Source organism: Klebsiella sp. Sb-30 (genome assembly GCF_057652795.1).
In genome coordinates this window covers 3,190,595-3,209,440 of the sequence record NZ_CM172749.1, presented here as the reverse complement: position 1 = coordinate 3,209,440, position 18,846 = coordinate 3,190,595, and the positions used below count along the sequence as shown (strand labels likewise).

The following is an 18,846-nucleotide window of genomic DNA, read 5'->3' as shown; positions in this document are numbered from 1 at the left end:
TGGACGATAAATTTTGGCTATGCGAGGGGAAATAGCGTGCCTCAGAATAACAACACGCCTGTTTATCATGGCCAGAGAACTGGTGGCAGGCTACTCATTGCCCCACTGATTAAGGAACGTCGCGATCTCATCGATACGATCCGGGTGGAGACCGGCTTCGTGCGCCATTTCTGCCTGGGCCTCTTCGCTGATCTCCTCGTTGTTCATCAGACGGCTGAGCAGCAGCTGAAAATAGTGCGCCAGAGGTTCGCGTTCCGCTTCACTGACCGGCTTTGCGCATTCTGTCGCGTACTCGTCGGCGATGTCATAATACTTTAACGGTATTTCATTATTCATTCAGTAGGCCCTTAGGTTAATGCCGGCATCATTTTCCAGAGATCATATCATCCTTATTTCATTTTTTCTGCCATCCGCATTGCGGAGATCCGAAGGCGAAAAACGCCCTGAGAGTATGGCGGTCTGATTTTCTGTTCCACCGCGCGGCCAACAGGATGCGCGTCAGGGGAACGCTGGACCGGGCATCACTTTCTTTTTATTCTCTGCAGAGGGTAATGTTGCCCGCTAACTCGTAACCCGATGCTGTCAATGAAGATATTGCTCGTCAGACATGGTGAAACCGAATGGAATAGCGTTAACCGCCTGCAGGGGCAGCTTGATAGCCCGGTAACCGCGCGTGGGCATCGACAAATCGCGGCATTGATTCGCGCGCTTGACGGTGAGGAGATAGATCGGGTGGTCTCTTCTCCTGCAGGTCGCGCCGTCGCGGCGGCTATGCCGATCGCGGCCCATTTTGCCTGTCCAATCCGCTTTGATGCGCGGCTCATTGAACGGGGTTTCGGGCCATTAGAGGGCACGGTCTATCCGCAGCTCAACGACGCGCAGCGAAGGCTGTTCGATACGATCTACTCCGGCGATCCGCACGTGACGCCGCCGAACGGCGAGTCGCTGACCGCTGCCGCCGCCAGAACAACCGCGGCGCTGCTTGCAGCCGGTGAGGCGGGGGATCGCTGCGTGTGCGTGGTTTCTCATGGCCAGGTCATACAGGCGGTTATCTCCATTCTTGACGGCCATGGCGCGGAGCACTTCCCCCGCTATACGCATCAGAATGGCAGCTACTCGGTTCTGGAGTATGCGGCAGGTCGGTTATCGCTGGTGAAATGGGGGATAGCCACCCATTTGCTGCTGCGGGGATAAGCAGACAGCTTATCCCCTTGTGGCGTTTAGTCGGATTTCAGCATGCCGAAACTGACTATTCTGGAGCGGCCCTGCTCTTTGGCCCGGTAAAGTGCGGCATCCGCGGCACGCAGCAGGCTGTCGCTCTGGGTATGCTGCGGGAAGCTGGCAATGCCGATGGAGACATCCACCTGGCCAATCTCGGTGAGGCCATCCCGCAGGGTCAGGCTGCGGACACTGTCGTAAATCTCCTCTGCGCAGGCCCGGGCCGCCTCTTCACTGGCGCCGGCCAGCAGCACCAGAAACTCCTCGCCGCCGTAGCGAAAAGCCATGCCTTTGTCGCGTACCGCGCGTTGGACAATGACCGCCACGCTCTTGATCACCAGATCGCCGGCTTCGTGACCATACCGATCGTTAATCGTCTTGAAGTGATCGATATCGATCATCAGGCAGCTCAGCGGAGCATGGTTTTGCACCGCGAGATTGATTTGCGTATGCAAGGCATCATCCAGATGATGACGGTTACGCAGCCCGGTCAGCGAATCAAACAGCGCTTTCTCCAGCAGCGCGCTGCGCAGACGCTGGTTTGCCAGCGCCAGACCCAGCGCTTCGGCCATCAGCTCCAGATAGGCACGCGAAGGGGCGGTAGCAGAGGTGACATTCCTGAAGGAGAGCAGGCCGATGGCTTCTCCTTGCGCAACCAGCGGCACGCAAAGCGATTGATGAATGCAGGCGTCCGGCAGGTGTGAACAGGCGATGTCAGGCTCACCATTGACCGGTGGATGGCTTAATCCACGGCGGACGGCCCAGCAGTTGTCAGGATAAAAGACCTCGGGTTCATCCGGCGGCGAGAGCCATTGGGCCACACAGCGCAACTGCCAGGGGTTGGTTTCGAGAACATACAGGCGCCCGGGAATTGCGGGGGCGATATTCGGCGCGAAGAGCTCGGCGACCTTGATAACATCGTCAAAAGATTCGCAGCCTTGCAGACGCTGCGTCATGCGCGCCAGCAGTTCCCGAATCGCCCAGTCGGCATCGCGCTCTTGTTCAAGACGCTGACGCGCCAGGCCATTTTCGCGGAAAATACGGATCGCCTGCGCCATATCGCCAATCTCATCGATCTGCGTGAACTGGGGAGCTTCGACGGCATAATCCTGTGAGGCGAGACGCTGTACCACATCGCTTAAACGAACAACCGGGTACAATACCCGCCGTTGAAGGATAAACCCGAGGACAAACAGGAACATCAGCGCCGTCAGCGCGACCATTATTTCTGATAACGTACGCCAGGTGTGCGATTTTTCCGTGGCTTGTGCAATGGCGCTGGCGGCCCGGCCTTCCAGCATAAGGCGGAAGTGATCGATCTGTGTCTGTACCCGGTCCAGCTCCTGTTCATAATGCTTGCCGTAGAGCAGGGAGAGCGCCTCGCTGTCTGCGCCGCGTTCAATACTGGCGAGCGCAGCCTGCTGTTCATCCTGCAGCTCATCCGCGATCTGCAGCCCCTCGCGCAGCAACATCAGCTCCTGCGGCGTCGCTCCCCGATCTTTCAGCTTTTCCAGCCGCTGCTCTATGGTCGTCAGCGAACGGGCCTGCTGGCGGTACTCCTGCAACACATCCGGATTTTTGTTAATGACGTAAGCGCGAGCGAGGTCGGATAATTCCCAGCTCTCGGTTTCAACCGTTTCGGTTAACTGGTCGAAGATCTGCCGCTGTTGTACGGCCTGGCGTTCGGCCGTCTCCGCGTTGGACGCCATCAGCATGGCAATACCGGAAGTGATGGTCAGGCAAACGGTGATCCCGTAGGCCCAGTTGGTCATGGTGGCGATTCTCACCCGAATTTTCCTTGCGTGCAGATGAACAAATGACGTTACGTCTAATTATAGAACCCGCTTTTGCCCACTTGCGGGCAGAGGGTTAGCTGCGTTTTTTGCGAATAATCGTGCTATGTAGCGTGCCGGCATGCTGGCATAAGGTACAAAAAACATCTTTATCCAGGGCGCCAGTTATAACATCGTTCTCTATCAGCTGTAATGCATCCTGATAACGCATGGCGACGCGATAGGGGCGATCTTCGGTCAGAGCGGTAAAAATATCGGCAATGGCGATGATCCGGTCAGGGAGTTGCAGATAATCCTGATTCAGATGCAGCGGATAGCCGCTGCCATCGAGTTTTTCATGGTGGTTTGCCGCCCAGTTAATGATTTCACCCAGTTCGCTAAAGGCGCTGAGAATTTCACCGGTCATATAGCTATGTTCTCGCACCTGACGGAGTTCATCAGGCGTGAGTTCGCTTTGCTTTTCCAGGATATCCAGCGGGATATTAATTTTACCAATATCGTGCAAATAGCCGGCAATTTCGATTTTTTTACACTCCTGTTCCGGCAGATGCATATAGGTTGCCAGCAGGCAGGATATTTCACCGACCATAATACTGTGGCTGGCGGTGAAACTGCTGTAGGTATCGACAATTTTGGCGATTAACAAACAAATATCTTTCAGCCCGTCGATATCGATGTACAGCTCGTTAATCGGGCCGATGATCTCCAGCATCCTTTGGATATGTCCGGGATGAAGATGCAGCCAGAAATGCTCTTTTTGCGCGAGCTGGCAGACGGTGTCACAGAGCATCGGATCAATCTCATGATGCAAGGTGCGGAAGGTGTCGATGATAATGTCGGGGTGGTGATCCGTGGTGATATTTCCGGTGGAGAGCAGACGTTCAAAAGCATCGGCAAAAAAAACGATATGCTCTTCGAGGTTACCTTTATGCGCCGGGTTAAAGTGGTGATGGCGGATAACAGGCAAAACAGGCGCGAAGGTGGGTAAGCCGCTGAGCATCTCGGCCCCCCGATGCTGGTGAGGGTCTTCGATATTATCAATGTCATTCAGCGAAGTGACGATTCGCTTATCGCCGAGCACGCCAATATCGTGAAGCAGTGCGGCGCAAAATATGGTCTGCTGCTGCGACCGCGGCAGTTCCAGAGCTAACGAAAGTTCGAGAGCAATTAGCGCCGTGCGTTGCATATGCAACTGAAGTTCCGGGTTGATTATCTGTATAACGCGCGTGGTTAGCATCAATGCTGATTTTAAGGCGAGACGCATCGTTTTTCTCCATCCGCGTGATTGGGATAATATCGGCTCATTCTGGTGGCCTGTATCCAGATAACGCCAGCAGGGGGTAGAGACGCCAGTTCGCGGCGAAATAATCGGTGAGCAAATCCCGAAATAATTTCATTTATAGCCATACTCAAGCCCGAAATGCGTGGCGACAAAGACGCATAAAAGCGTGAAAAAAGTCTTTAACAGGCGTCAGTTAATCATTTTGCTCATAAAAAGAAAATACATTGTCGTGAGTAGCTTGCGTTACCTCGCCGCCGGGATGAGGCTTATCTGATTCGATCGTCAGCAAAACGAATTTTAGAACAGGCTGCGTGATGGTGTGATGAACGCTTGCCGGTCGCCGCTGACGGAGACGCTGTTGCCTCGCGAGTTGTTGGCGGCGTGAAGCCAGTACAGGGCCGAACGTCGGCCCCACGGTAAAACAACACCGTCACCGCCCCTGGGCGGGACGGTGACGAACGTTTTGATTACCACCACGTCATCATCAGAATGTCATGGCACCTTGCAGATACAAGGTACGCGGCTGGCCGACATAGATGCCTTTGTTGTTATCGTCGTATGAGCGGGTGTAGTACTCATGGTCGAAAATATTTTTTACGCCAAACGCCAGATTGAGATTGGCCATTTGCGGGCCAAAATCGTAGGCGACGCGGGCGCCCCACAGCATATAGCCCGGAATGCGGCCGTTGCTGCCGTCAGCGCTCTCTTCCACGGTGTTGGCGTTGTCAGCAAACTGACTGGACTGGAAATCGCTATTGAGGTTGAACGTCCAGTTACCCGGTTTGTAATCTACCCCGAGCGTACCTTTATGTCTGGGTGAGAAAGGCACCTGGTTGCCGTAGGTATCGCCTTTCTCACGAATGACGGCGTTGACATAGGCATAGCTGGCATAGACCGACAGATTTTCCAGCTGCGGATTGAGATCGCCGAGATCGTAACGCGTCTGCGTCTCCAGTCCGCTGTGGCGAGTTTTACCGCGAGCGGTGACGGTATCGTTGGTCTGGTTGGAGTCGTACTGATTGTTGAAGTTAATCAGGAAGAGTCCCATTTCCGCGCTCAGCGCGCCGTTGTCGTAGCGGGTACCGACTTCCCAGGTGCGGGCCTTTTCCGGTTCCACATTGCCGCTTTGCACAGCCTTGCCAATTTGGCTGTACTGTACGGTACCGAACGATCCTTCTGTATTGGCATAAAGATTCCAGCTGTCGGTGAGGTGATAAAGTACGTTAAGCGCCGGCAGCGGGGCGTTATAGCTGACCTGCTGACGGGTGCCTTTCAGGCTGTCGTCCTGGTAAGACTCAATATGTTCGAAACGCATCCCCGGCGTGACCGTCCAGTTGCCGATATCGATGCGATCGTCGATATACCAGGCGTGAGCCTCGGTGCCAGAGCGGGTATCGCGGTCGTACGGACTGGCGGTGTCGGGCAACTTGCCGCTGACGGTGGGGGTGTAATAGCGCATCTCGTGCGTGGATTCATTCACGTAGCGATAGCCGACGCCGACTTCATGCGCGGAAGCGCCAAGCATAAAGCTTTGGCTGTAGCGCGGCTCGATACCGCGCACCCAGTATTCGCGCGGGGAAAGCGTGGTGCGTTTCCCTTGCTCCAGATAACCGCTGCGCAGCGTATGAGTATAGAAGCCCTGAATGTTGAACTTGTGCCGGTCATCGGGCTGGAACTGATAGCCGAGGCTGGCCAGCTGACGTCGTCCCCAGAAGCGATCTTTTAAGCGGGTGGACTGCCAGCGATCGGCAGCATAATCGGCGCGGGACAGGCCGCCGGGCATATCGGCTTCACCATCGTAGTACTGCAGCAAGCTGTTGAACGTGTGCACCGCGTTTGGCGCATATTTGCCTTTCAGCATCACGTCATCGATGCGCGTGGCGCTATGTTCACGCCAGTCGCTGCCGCGGGTACCTGAATAGAGCAGGGCAGCCCCCAGTCCGTTATCGGCGGTCCCTCCCAGCATCAGGTTATGCGTCTCTTTGGGATTGTTCTGCGAAGAGGTCGGGCTGAGCTGGCCTTCTACGCCGCCCGCGATAGCAAAGTCCTGCGGGATGGCCCGGGTGACAAAGTTCACTACGCCGCCCACGTTTTGTGGCCCGTAGCGCACGGCGCCTGCGCCGCGAACCACATCCACCGCATCCATATTGCCCAGCGATACCGGCGCCAGCGATAGCTGAGGTTGACCGTAGGGGGCGAAAGGCACCGGAATACCGTCCATCAGTACCGTAGAACGGCTGGCGAGGCGTGGGTTCAGCCCCCGGATGCCAAAGTTCATCGCCAGATCGTGGCTGCCGGTACCGGTATTTTCCGGCGCATTGACGCCGGGAATGCGATTCAGGACTTCGCGCATAGTGGTGGCGCCGGTTTTGGCGAAATCGTCGCGGCGGATAACATCGCGGGCGCCGGCGTGTTCAAAAACATCGTTTTCCCGGGCGTCGCCAAGCCAGTCGCCGATCACCGTCAGCGTGGATTCCGTATTAACCGGCGCCGGTTCCAGCGTCCAGGCCTGATTACCCAGAGATTTCAGCTGCAGTCCGCTCCCGCTGAGCAGCGTTTGCAGACCCTCTTCCAGCTCATAGCGGCCGTGCAGGCCATCGCTGTGTTTTCCGCGCGTCAGGCCAGCATCCGCCGAGAGCGTAATGCCGCTGCGGGCGGCGTACTGGTTCAGTGCGCTGTCTAAATCCCCGGCGGCAATATCAAACTGCGTTGCCGCCAATGCGGGGGCAGCGACCAGCCCCGCGAGCGGCAGCAGGCTTAAACGGATTGCCATCACCAGAGGCATCGGTTTGCGTAATACGCGTAAAGGCGTCATGTGTTCTCCACAATCGTTTTTGGTTGTCATCATCTGTTAAGTCGAACGAGCGGGTGAAAAGGGACAATGGAGAAGGCAAATTTTTTGTTTTTTTTCTCAGGCTGCGATGACAGTGACCCAGTAGCGGGTGGCAAATTGCAGTTTTACCGGCAGGGTCTGTGCGATGATGTGCAAAATCGCATCGGTGTCGCCCAGCGGAAAGGTGCCGCTCAGACGCAAACCGGCGACGGCGGGATCGCAGCGTAAGATCCCGGGGCGATAGCGGGAGAGTGTGGCGAGCACTTCATGCAGCGGACGATCGCGGAAGCTGAGGACGCCCTGCGTCCAGCTGGCGTCGCTGCTGTTGAGCGCCTGAAGGCGGATGAAGGCATCGCGGGTAAACCACAGGCTCTCGCCCGCGTGGACAATCTTGCGCTGTCCGTCTGGCAGCAGCGCCTCGACGGCGTGCTGTTGCACCGTCAGGCGCGTGTCACGGGCAAACTGGCGGACGGTAAATTCGGTGCCCAGCGCGGTGAGTAAACCGTCGCGGGTCTGGACGCGAAACGGTCGTTGCCGGCGGTCGCGGGCGGTGGTGATGGCAATTTCGCCGTAGCGCAGGCGAATCAGGCGCTGGTGGCCATCAAAGCGCACATCGGCGGCGCTGTCGGTATTGAGCGTCAGCAGAGTGCCGTCGCTGAGCGTTTGCCGCAGGGGCATGCCTTTTGCCGTGCGGTAATCGGCGCGCAATCCTTCCGCCAGTTCGCTGCTCCACATCTGCCAGCCGCCGCCGGCGGCAACCAGCAGCATCAGCCCTTTCAGCACCTGGCGACGCGTCAGGCGACTGTCGTTGAGCGTCCGGCTGGCAAGGGGACCGGGAAGTTGTCCCATCTGCTGGCGCAGGTTTTCGACCTGCTGCCACGCCCACTGGTGATCGCGGCTTTGTTCATACCACTGTTGCCAGCGGACCTCCTGTCGGGGGTTGACGCGACTATCGCTTAATACCGCGTACCAGCGCGATGCGGAACGCAGAGCCAGACGACGGGATTCGGTTAATGCGGAACTCACAGGCCATTCTCCAGGCGAAAAAGCAGGCAGTGCTCAGTCGCTCTGGCGACGTATTTTTTTACTGAGCTGACCGATACCATCAGGCGTTCGGCAATCTCGGCATACGTCAGCCCCTCCAGCTGCGAAAGCAAAAAGGCCGCGCGGGCTTTCCGGCTCAGGCCATCAAGCATGGCATCGACCTGCTGCAGCGTCTCCAGCTGGATGTGCTGTCGCTCCGGCGAAGGGACCAGGGCCTGCGGAAGCTGGGCAAGCATCTCCAGCCACGCGCGTTCCAGCGCATTACGGCGAAACAGATCGATCATCACCCGTCTGGCGATGGTGCACAGGAAGGATCTAGGATCGCGGATCGCCGTCAGCGATTCGCTGCCCATCACGCGCAGAAAGGTATCCTGAGTGACATCATCGGCGTCAAAGGCGGATTGCAGCTTGCCGGTTAACCAGGTTGTCAGCCAGCCGTGATGGGCTTGATACAGAGACGCGAGCGTGAACGGCGTGGCGGCGGAAAGCTGAGACATAAGCGGGTTCAAAACAGGTTATCAATAGCGACATGTTAATATGAGAATGGTTATCATTACAATTAAAAGGCGGCGCAAAAATGGGTCGTGCGAACAATAATTTCAATAAGTGACTGTTGCGATTAGAAAATGTTGTTGATTTCACGGCATCAGGTCTCCGGCCCGTGTTACGGGCGGCTTATCATTGAAGGTCGGGGATAAAAAAGGATAATTTTTCGTTGTAAACGAATAGTGGATGATTTATTTAGCGAAAGCGCCAGACATTGTGCGGATTTATAAAATAAGGTGATTCTTATTTGATATATAGAAAAGGAATGAAAAGATATGTTGCATACTGTTTTATAGATTCTGACTCTGATATATGGAGATGCGTTATATTGATTGCCGCGATTCTTTAGCAACGTTTATACTTTTTACCACCGCGTCGCCTCGGGCAGGATGACAGGGTGGGTAAGTTGTTGCCGGCCAGTGACGGCAGGGGCTGCGAAGCAATATGACGCTGAAGAGTACAAATTGATTTAATAATGTGCAATCAGCGGAACGAAATAATTAGCGAGAAAAGGGTTGTCACAGTAAATATTTGTAATGGGATCTTCTTTTTTATTTTACATTCTGTTACAACTATGAGGGTATTATGCTTTTTTCACCGCGGAGGTGTTTTTTACTTGCCGGAGTGAATTTAGCCGGATTACTATTGTCATAGTTGCTATACGTACCGCCTAACGACTGATGAATGGACTTCGTTTTTTCCTTAAGCGCTACTCATTTATAGACGTTTACAGGAAAAATCATGCCTTGCGCTTTTAATAAAAGTCTTCTGCACCCTCGCAACTGGGGGACCTGGTTTGGCCTTGCCATTCTCTGGTTAATCGTGCAATTGCCTTATCCTCTGTTACACATCATCGGCACCAGCGCAGGCAAGGCGTCACGCCGCTTCCTTAAGCGCCGCGAACATATTGCCCGACGTAATCTTGAACTCTGTTTTCCGGACATGTCACCGCAAGCGCGGGAAAAGATGATTGAGCAGAATTTTATGTCGCTGGGCATGGGACTTATCGAAACCGGTATGGCCTGGTTCTGGAGCGACGAGCGGGTTAAAAAATGGTTCGACGTTGAAGGCTTTGAGAATCTGAGCAAAGCGTTAAGCGCCGGGCAGGGTGTTATGGTTGTTGGCGTGCACTTTATGTCGCTGGAGCTCGGTGGCCGTACCATGGGTCTGTGTCGGCCGATGATGGCGACCTATCGCCCGCACAACAGCCCGCTGATGGAGTGGGTGCAAACCCGCGGACGCCTGCGTTCGAATAAAGCGATGATCGATCGCCGCAATTTATCTGGTCTGGTGCACGCGCTGAAAGCCGGCGAGGCGGTATGGTTCGCCCCGGATCAGGACTATGGCCCGAAAGGCAGCGTGTTTGCGCCGTTCTTCTCTGTCCCTCAGGCGGCGACGACAAACGGCACCTACGTCCTGTCGCGTCTCTCCGGTGCGAAGATGCTGAGCATCAGTATGGTGCGTAAGATGGACCGTAAAGGTTACACCCTGTACATCAGCGATGTGCTGAATGACTATCCTGGCGAAGATAAACAGGATGCGGCCAGCTATATCAACCGGGTGATTGAAAAAGAGATTCTGCGCGCGCCGGAGCAATATCTGTGGGTACATCGGCGCTTCAAAACCCGCCCGCTGGGCGAAGGCTCACTCTACTAAGCCAACAAGCACCGTAAGCGCTTTCAAAATCGCGGCAGTTGCGTTAACGTGAGCGCGATCATGTTTTTTGTTGAAAGCGAAGGAGTGCAGCGTGTTCGCTGAGTTTGGTGTGTTGAATTATCTGACCTATCTGGTCGGGGCTATTTTTATCATCCTGGTGCCCGGCCCTAATACCTTTTTTGTTCTGAAAACCGGTATCGCACACGGCGTTAAAAAGGGCTATCTGGCGGCGGCTGGCGTGTTCATCGGCGACGCGGTGCTGATGCTGCTGGCGTTTGCCGGCGTTGCGACCCTGATTAAGACCACGCCGGTGCTGTTTAATATCGTTCGTTATCTGGGCGCGATTTACCTGCTGTGGCTGGGTGGCAAGATGCTCTATTCCGTTCTGACTCAGCGGGAAGGGCACGCGGACGCCGGGGCTGAACCGGGAAGCGCGATTCTGAAACGCTCGCTGACGCTTAGCCTGACCAATCCCAAAGCCATTCTTTTCTATGTCTCTTTTTTCGTGCAGTTCATCGACGTTAACGCGACAACACCCGGACTGGCGTTCTTTATCCTCGCGCTGACGCTGGAAGTGATTAGCTTTATGTATATGAGCTTCCTGATCCTGTCCGGCTCGTTCGTGACGCGCTACGTGAAGACCAGAAAGAAACTGGCAAAAATCGGCAACAGTCTGATTGGTCTGGTGTTTGTCGGCTTTGCTGCGCGCCTGGCAACCCTGCAATCGTAAACCGCTGGCCGGTAGTGATTCCGGCCTGATAGCTTTATCCTCTGGCTTGTAACAAAAACCCTTCAATTTTTATTGCATTGATGTTACATATACAGCCGATTATCGGTCAGAGAAAAGGGAACCCGGATGATTCTGCAAAAGCTCATCAGCAACAAAAACAGCAAGAAATTCTTCTTGTCGATAGGGATTGTGTTTGCCATCGCGCTTACCGTGGTGGGCCGCGCAACGTTTGGCGGGGTCGTTAGCGAATACAATATGCCGTACTCCGAATGGAGCACATCGATGTTTTTCCTGCAGGGGGCGATGGTGACCGTGTACAGCATCGTGTTCACGCTGCTGTTTTCCATTCCGCTGGGCTTCTTCTTTTTAGGTTCTGACCGTCAGGACTAAGGCTATGGGGCGAACGCGCGTTCGCCCTGCTTAACCCTTCCGTCACCAGCCGCGGCCGTCATAATGATGATGGTGGTGGTGCCTGTGGTGATAGCCGTCGTCAACAATACATCCCGATAACAGCGTGCATAGCGCAAGAATCAACGATAACACGATCGGTTTTTTCATTTCTCACTTCTCCGTTGTCCACCGTCCGCGGGCAAAGAGCGTGCGGAGTCGGCTGATGAAGTGAGTGTATAGCGTTAACTTATTGAGTGGATAGGATAACTCCGCAATAACGCTCTGACTAACGATCCCCGACCGCCGATGCTACCACCAGCCAAACTGAACGCCGGCCAGGGCAACGATCGCGATGATAATCATCAGAATGGTGCTTTTTTTCATTACGCGCCGCCCGGAGCCGCGTAGCCGCCGACGAAAAACCAACCGAGAAAAACAACGGCGACGATAAAAATGGCCACCGGGAAAAGAATACCCAATCTCATGATGTTACCCCTGAAGCTAAAAATATGACCTGTCCTGCCACAAAACCATTAAGCCGCCGCATCGCAACAGCTTACCGGAAAACCTCGCTATCATACTGGATATCGCCGCCAGGTTTTAATCAATATTCAGAAAGGAATCCCGCCGCCGGGACTTTTTATCCTGATACATAGCGTCATCCGCAGCGCGCAGCGCACTTTCGACATCCAGAACCTGGGGATTTACCTCTGTGATGCCAAAACTGGCGCCAGGATAGTTAATTCGGTGTTCGCCAAGAAAGTAAACCCCACATAAGGCCTGCCGCAGGGTCGCAACAAAGGACTGTTGCTGCAGCGTGTCCAGTTCGGTGCCGACGACTAAAAACTCATCACCGCCGAGGCGTCCCACCAGGTCTCCCTGGCGAATATGCGCCTTCAGCCGTTCGCCAATCTGGACCAGAAAGCTGTCCCCGCACTGATGACCAAAGCGATCGTTTATCGCTTTAAAATCGTCAAGGTCGATAAAGATCATCAGCAGATTGCGCTGCTGCTCGCGCTCGCGGGGAAACATTGACGACAGATGCTTAAACAGCGCCCGGCGATTGGCTAAACCGGTCAGCTCGTCGGTATAGGAGTGCATTTCCAGCGCGACGTTGGCGGCGCGAAGCTGATCAACCAGCGTCTCTTTCTCAACATAGTGAGAAATTAAGTTGGCAAACAGCGCCATCACCTGCTCGCCTTCGAGGTTATAGGGCTGTTTATTGCGGCTGGTTGCACATAATGTGCCGTACAGCGAGCCATCGGCGAGGCGCACGGGAATGCTGAAGAAGGTGATAATCCCCAGCCCCTGAGCAGCGATGCACGACGGCCAGCGGGTGTTGACATCGTTACTGAACTGGCAGTTATCATCGATTGCACGTTTACACAGCGACTCATTCCACGGCACCGAAAACCCTTCCGGGATCTGCATTTCGCTGCTGTTATGCGCGTACAGCACCAGCTGGCGCTGCGCTTTTAAATCAATACGAGTCAGATAAGTTGACTCCATTCTGGTCACAAGCTCCAGCATCTCAAGCAGCTGCCTGACTAACATTTCGAGGGAATGTTCAGTGGCGAGCGTTTGCGAGACGCGAGCAAGAATAAAATCTGACATGAATGTACGGCTCCCGATCGCGGGTGGGGCCGTCAGTCATTTATGCTGGAAAACGGCTACCAACGAAGAGTAAACATAGATACAACAAATTTAACACATTAATGAAGGGAATACCTGCGATCGCAGCGGGGAAAAAAAGCCCCGTCGGGGGCGACGGGGAAAACTCATTGATTATGGAATGATCTGTTCTCTGGTCAGTTCGAGAACAAGCGCTACTCTACGCGGCAAAAGTGTAGTTAAAATGGAGAAACCATGAAGAATCAGGGCAAATACGTGCTCTGTGCAAAGAAGGAGCAGAAATGAAGTGGATGATAATGCTGCTGCCGCTGGCCCTGGCCGGCTGCGCGAAGCAGCCGCAGCCGCAGGATGCGCCGCCGCCGCCGAAGTCTATCGGCATGGCGAACCCGGCCTCGGTTTACTGCGGTCAGAAGGGCGGTAAGTTGATACCGGTTCAGACGCCGCAGGGCGTGCGCAGCGACTGTAAACTGCCCGGCGGGGAAACCCTCGATGAATGGGAGCTGTGGCGCCGGGATCACCCCGCTAAGGCGTAGCCTCGCCGGCAGACAGGTTTTCCAGCCACTCAGCCAGCACCAGCGCATGGTTTTGCCGGGTATCTTTGGCGGCATACAGCAAGGTTAATGGCTGTTGGCGAGCCAGCCCGGCGAGACGCAATCCTTCGTCGCGCCGGGCGTCGAGTTCTTCGCGATACTGTTGACTGAAGCTGACAAAATCGATCGCCTCGCCGTGGAACGCTTTACGTAGCGCCGAAGAGGGCGAGAGCGATTTGCACCATTCATCGTAGCGCAAAGCCTCTTTTTTCATACCGCGCGGCCAGAGTCGGTCAACCAGAACGCGGTAACCGTCGCCGGGCTCTGCCGGATCATAAACGCGTTTACAGTGAATCATCGCTATTTTCTCTCTGTTGCATCCAGGCGAGGAGTTGGGGTAGCTGTCGGTCGGAAAAAACGGCGATGCCGTGTTCACGCAGTAGCGCCGCCGCCACGCCTGACCCCGGCTTTCGCTGCCCGCTGAACGTCCCGTCGTAGATAAACTGGCTGCCGCAGGTCGGGCTGCCGTCGGTTAACAACGCGGCCTTACAGCCGGCTTCCTGTGCGGTGCGCAGGGCCAGCCATGCGGCCAGCTGATAGTGCGGAGTGACGTCCTGACCGTCGCTCTCAACGATACGCGCGCGGTCCTGCATGACATCCGTGCCCTGGGCGTGAAGGATTTCGGCCGGGAGTCGGGGGACCGGCAGCCCGGCGGCGAGCTCCGGGCAATGAATCACCAGCCGACCGTCGCGCTGCCAACGTGCCAGCGCGTCGGCAAGCTGCGCTTTTTGGCTGCCATTATAGCGAACCTGAAACCCCATCAGGCAGGCGCTGACTAAAATTTTGCTTTTCATAGGCGGTCCATCATTGTTTCTCTGCGCTATACAATAGCGCCTGCGCGCGGAAATTACCCGCCTACAAAGCAATCCAAAAGCGCGAAGGACCTTCTGGCGCGGTGAAAACAGGGGTTGTGTTCCGCGACGGAGATCGCTAATCTGAGGCTCCTTGTGTTGCCCGAAAATCGCTCTGACATAAGGATCCTGCTATGAACACCCCCCTGCGTATTGCCCTGGTTGGCGACTACAATCCTGACGTGATTGCCCATAAAGCTATCCCCCTGGCTATCGACGATGCCGCCGCCGTGCTGGAACTGCCCGTGCGCTATGACTGGCTGGCAACTCGTGATATTCACCATGCCGACGCGCTGGTGGATTACGATGCTATCTGGGTGGTGCCCGCCAGCCCGTATGAAAATGCCGAAGGCGCATTTACCGCCATTCGCTACGCGCGCGAAAACAGCGTGCCTTTCCTCGGAACCTGCGGTGGTTTTCAGCACGCGATAATCGAATATGCGCGTAACGTGATGGGCTGGCAGGATGCGGCACATGCTGAAACCGATACCGAAGGACGGATGGTGATAGCGCCGCTAAGCTGTTCGCTGGTTGAAAAGTCGGACACCATTGAGCTGCGCGCTCATACCCTGATAGCCCGTGCGTATGGCCGCGATCATATTGAAGAGGGCTACCACTGCAACTATGGTATCGCCGACAGCTTTGCCCGTGAACTTGAGCAGGGAGAGCTGCGGGTAACCGGATGGGATGAAGAGGGGGAGATTCGCGCGGTGGAGCTGGTCACGCATCCGTTTTTTGTGGCGACCTTGTTCCAGCATGAACGTCATGCCCTGGAAGGGCGTCCCGCACCGCTGGTGCAGGCGTTTTTACATGCCGCAAGCCAATAAACTCACCGCCGGTTAATCTTCCAGGATTCAGTTCGCATTGCCGGTGCCGCCCCGGACGCGCGGGTGAGCAGGAAAATATTGCCGCCATCGTAATGGCGGCTTATCAAAGCGCTATCCGTTTATCTCCCGGTCGCGACCGGCCAGCGCGCCGAACAGGGCCATAACGACTGAAATCAGCGCCACGGCGAGAAGCGGGATCTGCCAGTCGCCGTTGGCATCATGAATTTTCCCCATGAGCGGTGGTCCGCAGGCGGCCAGCAGATATCCGATGGTCTGCGCCATCCCCGACAAAGCCGCTGCCTGATGCGCAGAGTTTGCGCGCAGGCCGATAAACGTCAACCCCAGAATCATGGTTGCCCCCGAACCGAAACCAAAGATTAGCGTCCAGACTACCGCCTGTCCCGGCCAGAACCACAGTCCGCAGGCGCTGATGGCGCACATCAGCGCCACAATGATCGCGATGGCGCGCTGGTCTTTAAGGCGATGAAGAATCAGCGGAATTGCCAGCCCGGGGGCGGCGGTGGCCAGCTGGAGCAAACCATGCAGAGAGCCCGCCTGCGCTTCGCTGTAGCCAAGGCTCTGCAGAATGGCCGGCAGCCAGCCAATAATAACGTAATAGACCAGCGAGTTGATGCCGAGGAACAGGGTGACCTGCCAGGCGAGCGCGGAGCGCCAGATTCCGCGATTGTGCATGGCGCCGGACCCGGTGAGCGGCGCGGTCGCGGTCTTGCGCGTTTGCGGCAACCATACCAGCAGCGCCAGCAGCGGAAAGACCATTAACATCAAGAGTGCGCCGTGCCAGCCGAAACCCGCCAGCGCCAGCGGCACCACCATGGCTGAACCCAGCGCGGCCGCTCCGCCCATAGTGATCGAGTAGGCCCCGGTCATCCTGGCAACATGCTGTGAGAAGTCGCGTTTGATCAGACCCGGCAGCAGAACGTTACCGAGCGCAATTCCGCAGCCGATGATCGCCGTACCGCCGAACAGCAAGGCGGTGGAAGGAAGCGAACGCAGTCCGATACCCAGACAAATAAGGACTAGCGCCACCAGCAGGCTGCGCTCAATGCCCAGCCGGCGACCGACGCCTGCCGCCAGCGGTGATACCAGGCCAAAGGCCAGCAGCGGCAATGTGGTGAGCATCCCGGTTTGTGCGGTGGAGAGACCATAGTCAGCGCGAATGGCGTCGAGCAGCGGGGCTGCGCCGGTAAAAGTCACGCGTAGCGTGGAGGCAATGAATAAAATCCCGGCAATCAGCAGCAGATGACGGCGGCCGGTAGAAGGCAAAACAGAACTCATGGCAATCTCTGACGAGTAAACAGGGCGGCTACAATAGCGCGTTTGCCGATGGTTTAAATCAAGCTAAAATGACAGATTATCGCTAATATCGGACAAAATCATGATAGGACTTGGCCTGGATGGCTACGATCCGGACAGCGGCCATGAATCGGCCCTCGCGTTTCGTATTCAGGTGGTGGAAGACGAGCAGTTCATCCCGCGCCATCAGCACCGCAAAGGCCAGCTGATCCTCGCCTTGCATGGGGCGCTCACCTGCGAGGTGGAGAACGCGATGTGGATGGTGCCGCCGCAGTATGCGGTGTGGGTACCGGGTCAGATGCCCCACAGCAACCGCGCCACGCCGGGGGCGCAAATCAGTTTTCTGTTTATTGAACCGGATGCTGCGCCAATGCCGGCGCACTGTTGTACCTTAAAAATTTCGCCTCTGGTGCGCGAGCTTATTCTGACCCTTGCCGGACGTCACGGGGAGGCGTTTGCCCATCCGACAACGCAACGGCTGGTGCAGGTGCTGTTCGATGAGCTCCCGCGACAGCCGCAGGAACATCTGCAGCTGCCGGTTTCCCCACATCCGAAGATTCGCCAGATGGCGGATTTCATGGCGGTTGATCCGGCCCGCTGGCAGACGCTGGCGCAGTGGGCGGCAGAATTCGCGATGAGCGAACGGAATCTGGCGCGGCTGGTGGTGCGCGAGACCGGACTGAGCTTTCGCCGCTGGCGACACCAGCTGCAGCTGATCCTGGCCCTGCAGATGTTGATTCGCGGGCAAACGGTCCAGCAGACCGCGCAAACGCTGGGATATGACTCGACGACCGCGTTTATTACGATGTTTAAAAAGGGGCTGGGCCAGACGCCAGGCCGCTACCTGGCGAGTCTGGTTACGACTTCCCGATAAACAGCGAAATAATGCCGGCGGCGATCAGCGGGCCAACCGGTACGCCGCGGAACAGCGCTACGCCAAGGACCGTGCCGACCAGCAGTCCGGCGACCAGCTGCGGCTGCGAGCCCATCAGCGCCACGCCGCGTCCGCCCAGCCACGAGACGAATACGCCCACGGCAATCGCCAGCAGCGACTTCCAGTTGACGAACGAGTGCAGCAGCGTCGACGGCGGCAGCGTGCCGCTGGCAATGGGAGCCATTACGCCAATGGTCAGAATGATAATACCGATCGTCAGCCCCTGTTTTTCAATCCACGGGAAAAAGACGTTGAGCGGTGTGACGCGAACGATGATTAAAACGAGGATAGAAATAGCCACGGTGGTGTTATGGCTGATAAAACCCAGCGCGGCCAGCCCGAGCAGAATAAACAGGGTTGTATCGAACATGACGGGAGATCCTTGCCAAAATAATAAGCCTGTCTACTCTACGCGTAATAGCGTGAATAGACAGGCTTTTTTTGACCAGTGACCGCGTTTCCAGGCATCTGCACAATTTGGCGTGGCGGTGAGCCATCACCTCTCAGCTTTCGCGGCGAAAGGCGACCAGCTCCGGGCGGGCAATGCGCAGATAATCCTCGGTGTTCAGGATAATGGATTTATCCAGCTGGCCGGCGTTAAAGGCAATCTCAGGGTAGCGATCGAACAGCAGCGGATCGGCAATCAGCCGCAAATCCGGGTGAAAGCTGAACGGTGGGATGGCGCCAAAAACGCAGGCGGTGAGCGTATCGACTTCCGCCGGACTGGCCAGCGATGCCTTGCTGCCGCCGATATGCTGCGCCAGGCGTGACAGGTCCGCCTGTTGGTCGGCGGCGAGGATCGCCAGGACATGCTGGTTCACGCCGTTCCCTTTGACTTTACAGACCAGCGCTTTTGCCCCCTGGCCCAAAGCGGTACCGCGAATCTCCGACACGGCCTCACATTTCCCCACGGCCTCATGTTCCACGACGCGATAGTGGGCCTGGTGCTGTTCAAGCAGCGCGAGCAGCTGACGGTGGGTGTTGCGTTTTTCCGGCATGTTCATCTCACTCTTTCCATCATGACAAAGTCGTCAGCATAATCGTCTTCACACCAGATGAGAACCAACGGAACCTGAGGGGGCATTTTGCTGCTGATTTCTTGCGCGGTGAATGTTCGACCGAGGAGAGAGACAGACGACATGATGCGTAACGATGAATATCTCCGCGAGCGGTGAGGGTCAATTCGTATTTCTCATCGGATTATTC

At 56.2% G+C, this 18,846-nt stretch carries 21 protein-coding genes; 7 read left to right on the top strand and 14 right to left on the bottom strand.

Features of this window, described 5'->3' with window-relative positions; translation table 11 throughout:
• Nucleotides 1-90 precede the first annotated feature (90 nt).
• Complete coding sequence (locus AC236I_RS15030) at nucleotides 91-336, bottom strand: YmjA family protein (protein WP_004860717.1); 246 nt, start codon at nucleotides 334-336, stop codon at nucleotides 91-93.
• Nucleotides 337-585: 249 nt separating this feature from the next.
• Here AC236I_RS15030 and AC236I_RS15025 point away from each other — a divergent pair, with 249 nt between their 5' ends.
• The gene (locus tag AC236I_RS15025) at nucleotides 586-1,194 is read left to right on the top strand and encodes a histidine phosphatase family protein (protein ID WP_032724345.1); all 609 of its coding nucleotides are present in this window, start codon (nucleotides 586-588) and stop codon (nucleotides 1,192-1,194) included.
• Between the two features lie 26 nt (nucleotides 1,195-1,220).
• Here AC236I_RS15025 and AC236I_RS15020 read toward each other — a convergent pair whose 3' ends face one another.
• From AC236I_RS15020 to fecI, 5 genes are all read right to left on the bottom strand, one after another.
• Nucleotides 1,221-3,005, bottom strand: a complete 1,785-nt coding sequence (locus tag AC236I_RS15020; protein WP_048024541.1) for a diguanylate cyclase — start codon at nucleotides 3,003-3,005, stop codon at nucleotides 1,221-1,223.
• Nucleotides 3,006-3,087: 82 nt separating this feature from the next.
• Nucleotides 3,088-4,275, bottom strand: a complete 1,188-nt coding sequence (locus tag AC236I_RS15015; RefSeq protein WP_015584615.1) for an HD-GYP domain-containing protein — start codon at nucleotides 4,273-4,275, stop codon at nucleotides 3,088-3,090.
• A 502-nt stretch (nucleotides 4,276-4,777) separates the two neighbouring features.
• Nucleotides 4,778-7,108: a TonB-dependent Fe(3+) dicitrate receptor FecA gene (gene fecA, locus AC236I_RS15010; RefSeq protein ID WP_048024539.1), complete on the bottom strand. Its 2,331-nt coding sequence runs from the start codon at nucleotides 7,106-7,108 to the stop codon at nucleotides 4,778-4,780.
• Nucleotides 7,109-7,204: 96 nt separating this feature from the next.
• A complete protein-coding gene (gene fecR / locus AC236I_RS15005; protein WP_065906337.1) occupies nucleotides 7,205-8,152 on the bottom strand; it encodes a ferric citrate uptake sigma factor regulator FecR in 948 nt (315 codons plus the stop codon).
• Nucleotides 8,149-8,667, bottom strand: a complete 519-nt coding sequence (gene fecI, locus AC236I_RS15000; RefSeq protein WP_032717240.1) for a ferric citrate uptake sigma factor FecI — start codon at nucleotides 8,665-8,667, stop codon at nucleotides 8,149-8,151. The genes fecR and fecI overlap by 4 nt, the downstream gene beginning before the upstream one ends.
• Before the next feature lie 790 nt (nucleotides 8,668-9,457).
• On the opposite strand from fecI, the gene lpxP reads away from it, so the two are divergent.
• The 3 genes from lpxP to AC236I_RS14985 all read left to right on the top strand — a co-directional run bounded on the left by lpxP (nucleotide 9,458) and on the right by AC236I_RS14985 (nucleotide 11,492).
• Nucleotides 9,458-10,372, top strand: a complete 915-nt coding sequence (gene lpxP / locus AC236I_RS14995) for a kdo(2)-lipid IV(A) palmitoleoyltransferase (RefSeq protein WP_004860740.1) — start codon at nucleotides 9,458-9,460, stop codon at nucleotides 10,370-10,372.
• A 91-nt stretch (nucleotides 10,373-10,463) separates the two neighbouring features.
• Nucleotides 10,464-11,102, top strand: a complete 639-nt coding sequence (gene leuE, locus AC236I_RS14990; RefSeq protein ID WP_015584612.1) for a leucine efflux protein LeuE — start codon at nucleotides 10,464-10,466, stop codon at nucleotides 11,100-11,102.
• Between the two features lie 126 nt (nucleotides 11,103-11,228).
• Nucleotides 11,229-11,492 (top strand): DUF2534 family protein, encoded by a 264-nt coding sequence (locus tag AC236I_RS14985; RefSeq protein ID WP_004860746.1) that lies wholly within the window; start codon nucleotides 11,229-11,231, stop codon nucleotides 11,490-11,492.
• A gap of 42 nt (nucleotides 11,493-11,534) precedes the next feature.
• On the opposite strand, the gene AC236I_RS14980 is transcribed toward AC236I_RS14985, so the two are convergent.
• The 3 genes from AC236I_RS14980 to AC236I_RS14970 all read right to left on the bottom strand — a co-directional run bounded on the left by AC236I_RS14980 (nucleotide 11,535) and on the right by AC236I_RS14970 (nucleotide 13,106).
• On the bottom strand, nucleotides 11,535-11,660 hold the full coding sequence (locus AC236I_RS14980) for a hypothetical protein (protein ID WP_088911622.1): 126 nt from the start codon (nucleotides 11,658-11,660) through the stop codon (nucleotides 11,535-11,537).
• Nucleotides 11,661-11,875: 215 nt separating this feature from the next.
• The gene (locus AC236I_RS14975) at nucleotides 11,876-11,977 is read right to left on the bottom strand and encodes a YoaK family small membrane protein (RefSeq protein ID WP_004101234.1); all 102 of its coding nucleotides are present in this window, start codon (nucleotides 11,975-11,977) and stop codon (nucleotides 11,876-11,878) included.
• Between the two features lie 115 nt (nucleotides 11,978-12,092).
• A complete protein-coding gene (locus AC236I_RS14970; protein WP_015584611.1) occupies nucleotides 12,093-13,106 on the bottom strand; it encodes a sensor domain-containing diguanylate cyclase in 1,014 nt (337 codons plus the stop codon).
• 299 nt (nucleotides 13,107-13,405) lie between these two features.
• Here AC236I_RS14970 and AC236I_RS14965 point away from each other — a divergent pair, with 299 nt between their 5' ends.
• The gene (locus AC236I_RS14965; protein WP_004860754.1) at nucleotides 13,406-13,657 is read left to right on the top strand and encodes a putative hemolysin; all 252 of its coding nucleotides are present in this window, start codon (nucleotides 13,406-13,408) and stop codon (nucleotides 13,655-13,657) included.
• Here AC236I_RS14965 and AC236I_RS14960 read toward each other — a convergent pair.
• Both AC236I_RS14960 and AC236I_RS14955 read right to left on the bottom strand, forming a co-directional pair.
• Complete coding sequence (locus AC236I_RS14960) at nucleotides 13,647-14,012, bottom strand: DUF488 domain-containing protein (protein WP_015584609.1); 366 nt, start codon at nucleotides 14,010-14,012, stop codon at nucleotides 13,647-13,649. The genes AC236I_RS14965 and AC236I_RS14960 overlap by 11 nt on opposite strands.
• On the bottom strand, nucleotides 13,999-14,508 hold the full coding sequence (locus tag AC236I_RS14955) for a 2-thiouracil desulfurase family protein (protein ID WP_004860761.1): 510 nt from the start codon (nucleotides 14,506-14,508) through the stop codon (nucleotides 13,999-14,001). The genes AC236I_RS14960 and AC236I_RS14955 overlap by 14 nt, the downstream gene beginning before the upstream one ends.
• Nucleotides 14,509-14,699: 191 nt before the next feature.
• Between AC236I_RS14955 and AC236I_RS14950 the strand changes: the two genes are divergently transcribed.
• On the top strand, nucleotides 14,700-15,392 hold the full coding sequence (locus AC236I_RS14950; RefSeq protein WP_004860764.1) for a CTP synthase C-terminal region-related (seleno)protein: 693 nt from the start codon (nucleotides 14,700-14,702) through the stop codon (nucleotides 15,390-15,392).
• Nucleotides 15,393-15,503: 111 nt separating this feature from the next.
• Here the strand turns inward: AC236I_RS14950 and AC236I_RS14945 are convergent, their stop codons facing one another.
• A complete protein-coding gene (locus tag AC236I_RS14945; protein WP_032717253.1) occupies nucleotides 15,504-16,688 on the bottom strand; it encodes a CynX/NimT family MFS transporter in 1,185 nt (394 codons plus the stop codon).
• A gap of 97 nt (nucleotides 16,689-16,785) precedes the next feature.
• Between AC236I_RS14945 and AC236I_RS14940 the strand changes: the two genes are divergently transcribed.
• Nucleotides 16,786-17,580 (top strand): AraC family transcriptional regulator, encoded by a 795-nt coding sequence (locus tag AC236I_RS14940; RefSeq protein ID WP_162098178.1) that lies wholly within the window; start codon nucleotides 16,786-16,788, stop codon nucleotides 17,578-17,580.
• On the opposite strand, the gene AC236I_RS14935 is transcribed toward AC236I_RS14940, so the two are convergent.
• Together AC236I_RS14935 and AC236I_RS14930 are read right to left on the bottom strand one after the other, a co-directional pair.
• The gene (locus AC236I_RS14935) at nucleotides 17,564-18,010 is read right to left on the bottom strand and encodes a DUF441 domain-containing protein (protein WP_004860772.1); all 447 of its coding nucleotides are present in this window, start codon (nucleotides 18,008-18,010) and stop codon (nucleotides 17,564-17,566) included. The genes AC236I_RS14940 and AC236I_RS14935 overlap by 17 nt on opposite strands.
• A gap of 133 nt (nucleotides 18,011-18,143) precedes the next feature.
• Nucleotides 18,144-18,644 carry a YbaK/prolyl-tRNA synthetase associated domain-containing protein gene (locus AC236I_RS14930; protein ID WP_004860775.1) on the bottom strand — a complete coding sequence of 167 codons (501 nt, stop codon included), beginning with the start codon at nucleotides 18,642-18,644 and terminating at the stop codon, nucleotides 18,144-18,146.
• Nucleotides 18,645-18,846: the final 202 nt, after the last annotated feature.

Excerpts from the sequence above, each read along its gene's own strand:
- AC236I_RS15030 (WP_004860717.1), bottom strand. The coding sequence starts at position 336 with ATGAATAATGAAATACCGTTAAAGTATTATGACATCGCCGACGAGTAC.
- AC236I_RS15025 (WP_032724345.1), top strand. The coding sequence starts at position 586 with ATGAAGATATTGCTCGTCAGACATGGTGAAACCGAATGGAATAGCGTT.
- AC236I_RS15015 (WP_015584615.1), bottom strand. The coding sequence starts at position 4,275 with ATGCGTCTCGCCTTAAAATCAGCATTGATGCTAACCACGCGCGTTATA.
- fecA (WP_048024539.1), bottom strand. The coding sequence starts at position 7,108 with ATGACGCCTTTACGCGTATTACGCAAACCGATGCCTCTGGTGATGGCA.
- fecI (WP_032717240.1), bottom strand. The coding sequence starts at position 8,667 with ATGTCTCAGCTTTCCGCCGCCACGCCGTTCACGCTCGCGTCTCTGTAT.
- lpxP (WP_004860740.1), top strand. The coding sequence starts at position 9,458 with ATGCCTTGCGCTTTTAATAAAAGTCTTCTGCACCCTCGCAACTGGGGG.
- AC236I_RS14985 (WP_004860746.1), top strand. The coding sequence starts at position 11,229 with ATGATTCTGCAAAAGCTCATCAGCAACAAAAACAGCAAGAAATTCTTC.
- AC236I_RS14980 (WP_088911622.1), bottom strand. The coding sequence starts at position 11,660 with ATGAAAAAACCGATCGTGTTATCGTTGATTCTTGCGCTATGCACGCTG.
- AC236I_RS14975 (WP_004101234.1), bottom strand. The coding sequence starts at position 11,977 with ATGAGATTGGGTATTCTTTTCCCGGTGGCCATTTTTATCGTCGCCGTT.
- AC236I_RS14970 (WP_015584611.1), bottom strand. The coding sequence starts at position 13,106 with ATGTCAGATTTTATTCTTGCTCGCGTCTCGCAAACGCTCGCCACTGAA.
- AC236I_RS14965 (WP_004860754.1), top strand. The coding sequence starts at position 13,406 with ATGAAGTGGATGATAATGCTGCTGCCGCTGGCCCTGGCCGGCTGCGCG.
- AC236I_RS14960 (WP_015584609.1), bottom strand. The coding sequence starts at position 14,012 with ATGATTCACTGTAAACGCGTTTATGATCCGGCAGAGCCCGGCGACGGT.
- AC236I_RS14955 (WP_004860761.1), bottom strand. The coding sequence starts at position 14,508 with ATGAAAAGCAAAATTTTAGTCAGCGCCTGCCTGATGGGGTTTCAGGTT.
- AC236I_RS14950 (WP_004860764.1), top strand. The coding sequence starts at position 14,700 with ATGAACACCCCCCTGCGTATTGCCCTGGTTGGCGACTACAATCCTGAC.
- AC236I_RS14945 (WP_032717253.1), bottom strand. The coding sequence starts at position 16,688 with ATGAGTTCTGTTTTGCCTTCTACCGGCCGCCGTCATCTGCTGCTGATT.
- AC236I_RS14935 (WP_004860772.1), bottom strand. The coding sequence starts at position 18,010 with ATGTTCGATACAACCCTGTTTATTCTGCTCGGGCTGGCCGCGCTGGGT.
- AC236I_RS14930 (WP_004860775.1), bottom strand. The coding sequence starts at position 18,644 with ATGAACATGCCGGAAAAACGCAACACCCACCGTCAGCTGCTCGCGCTG.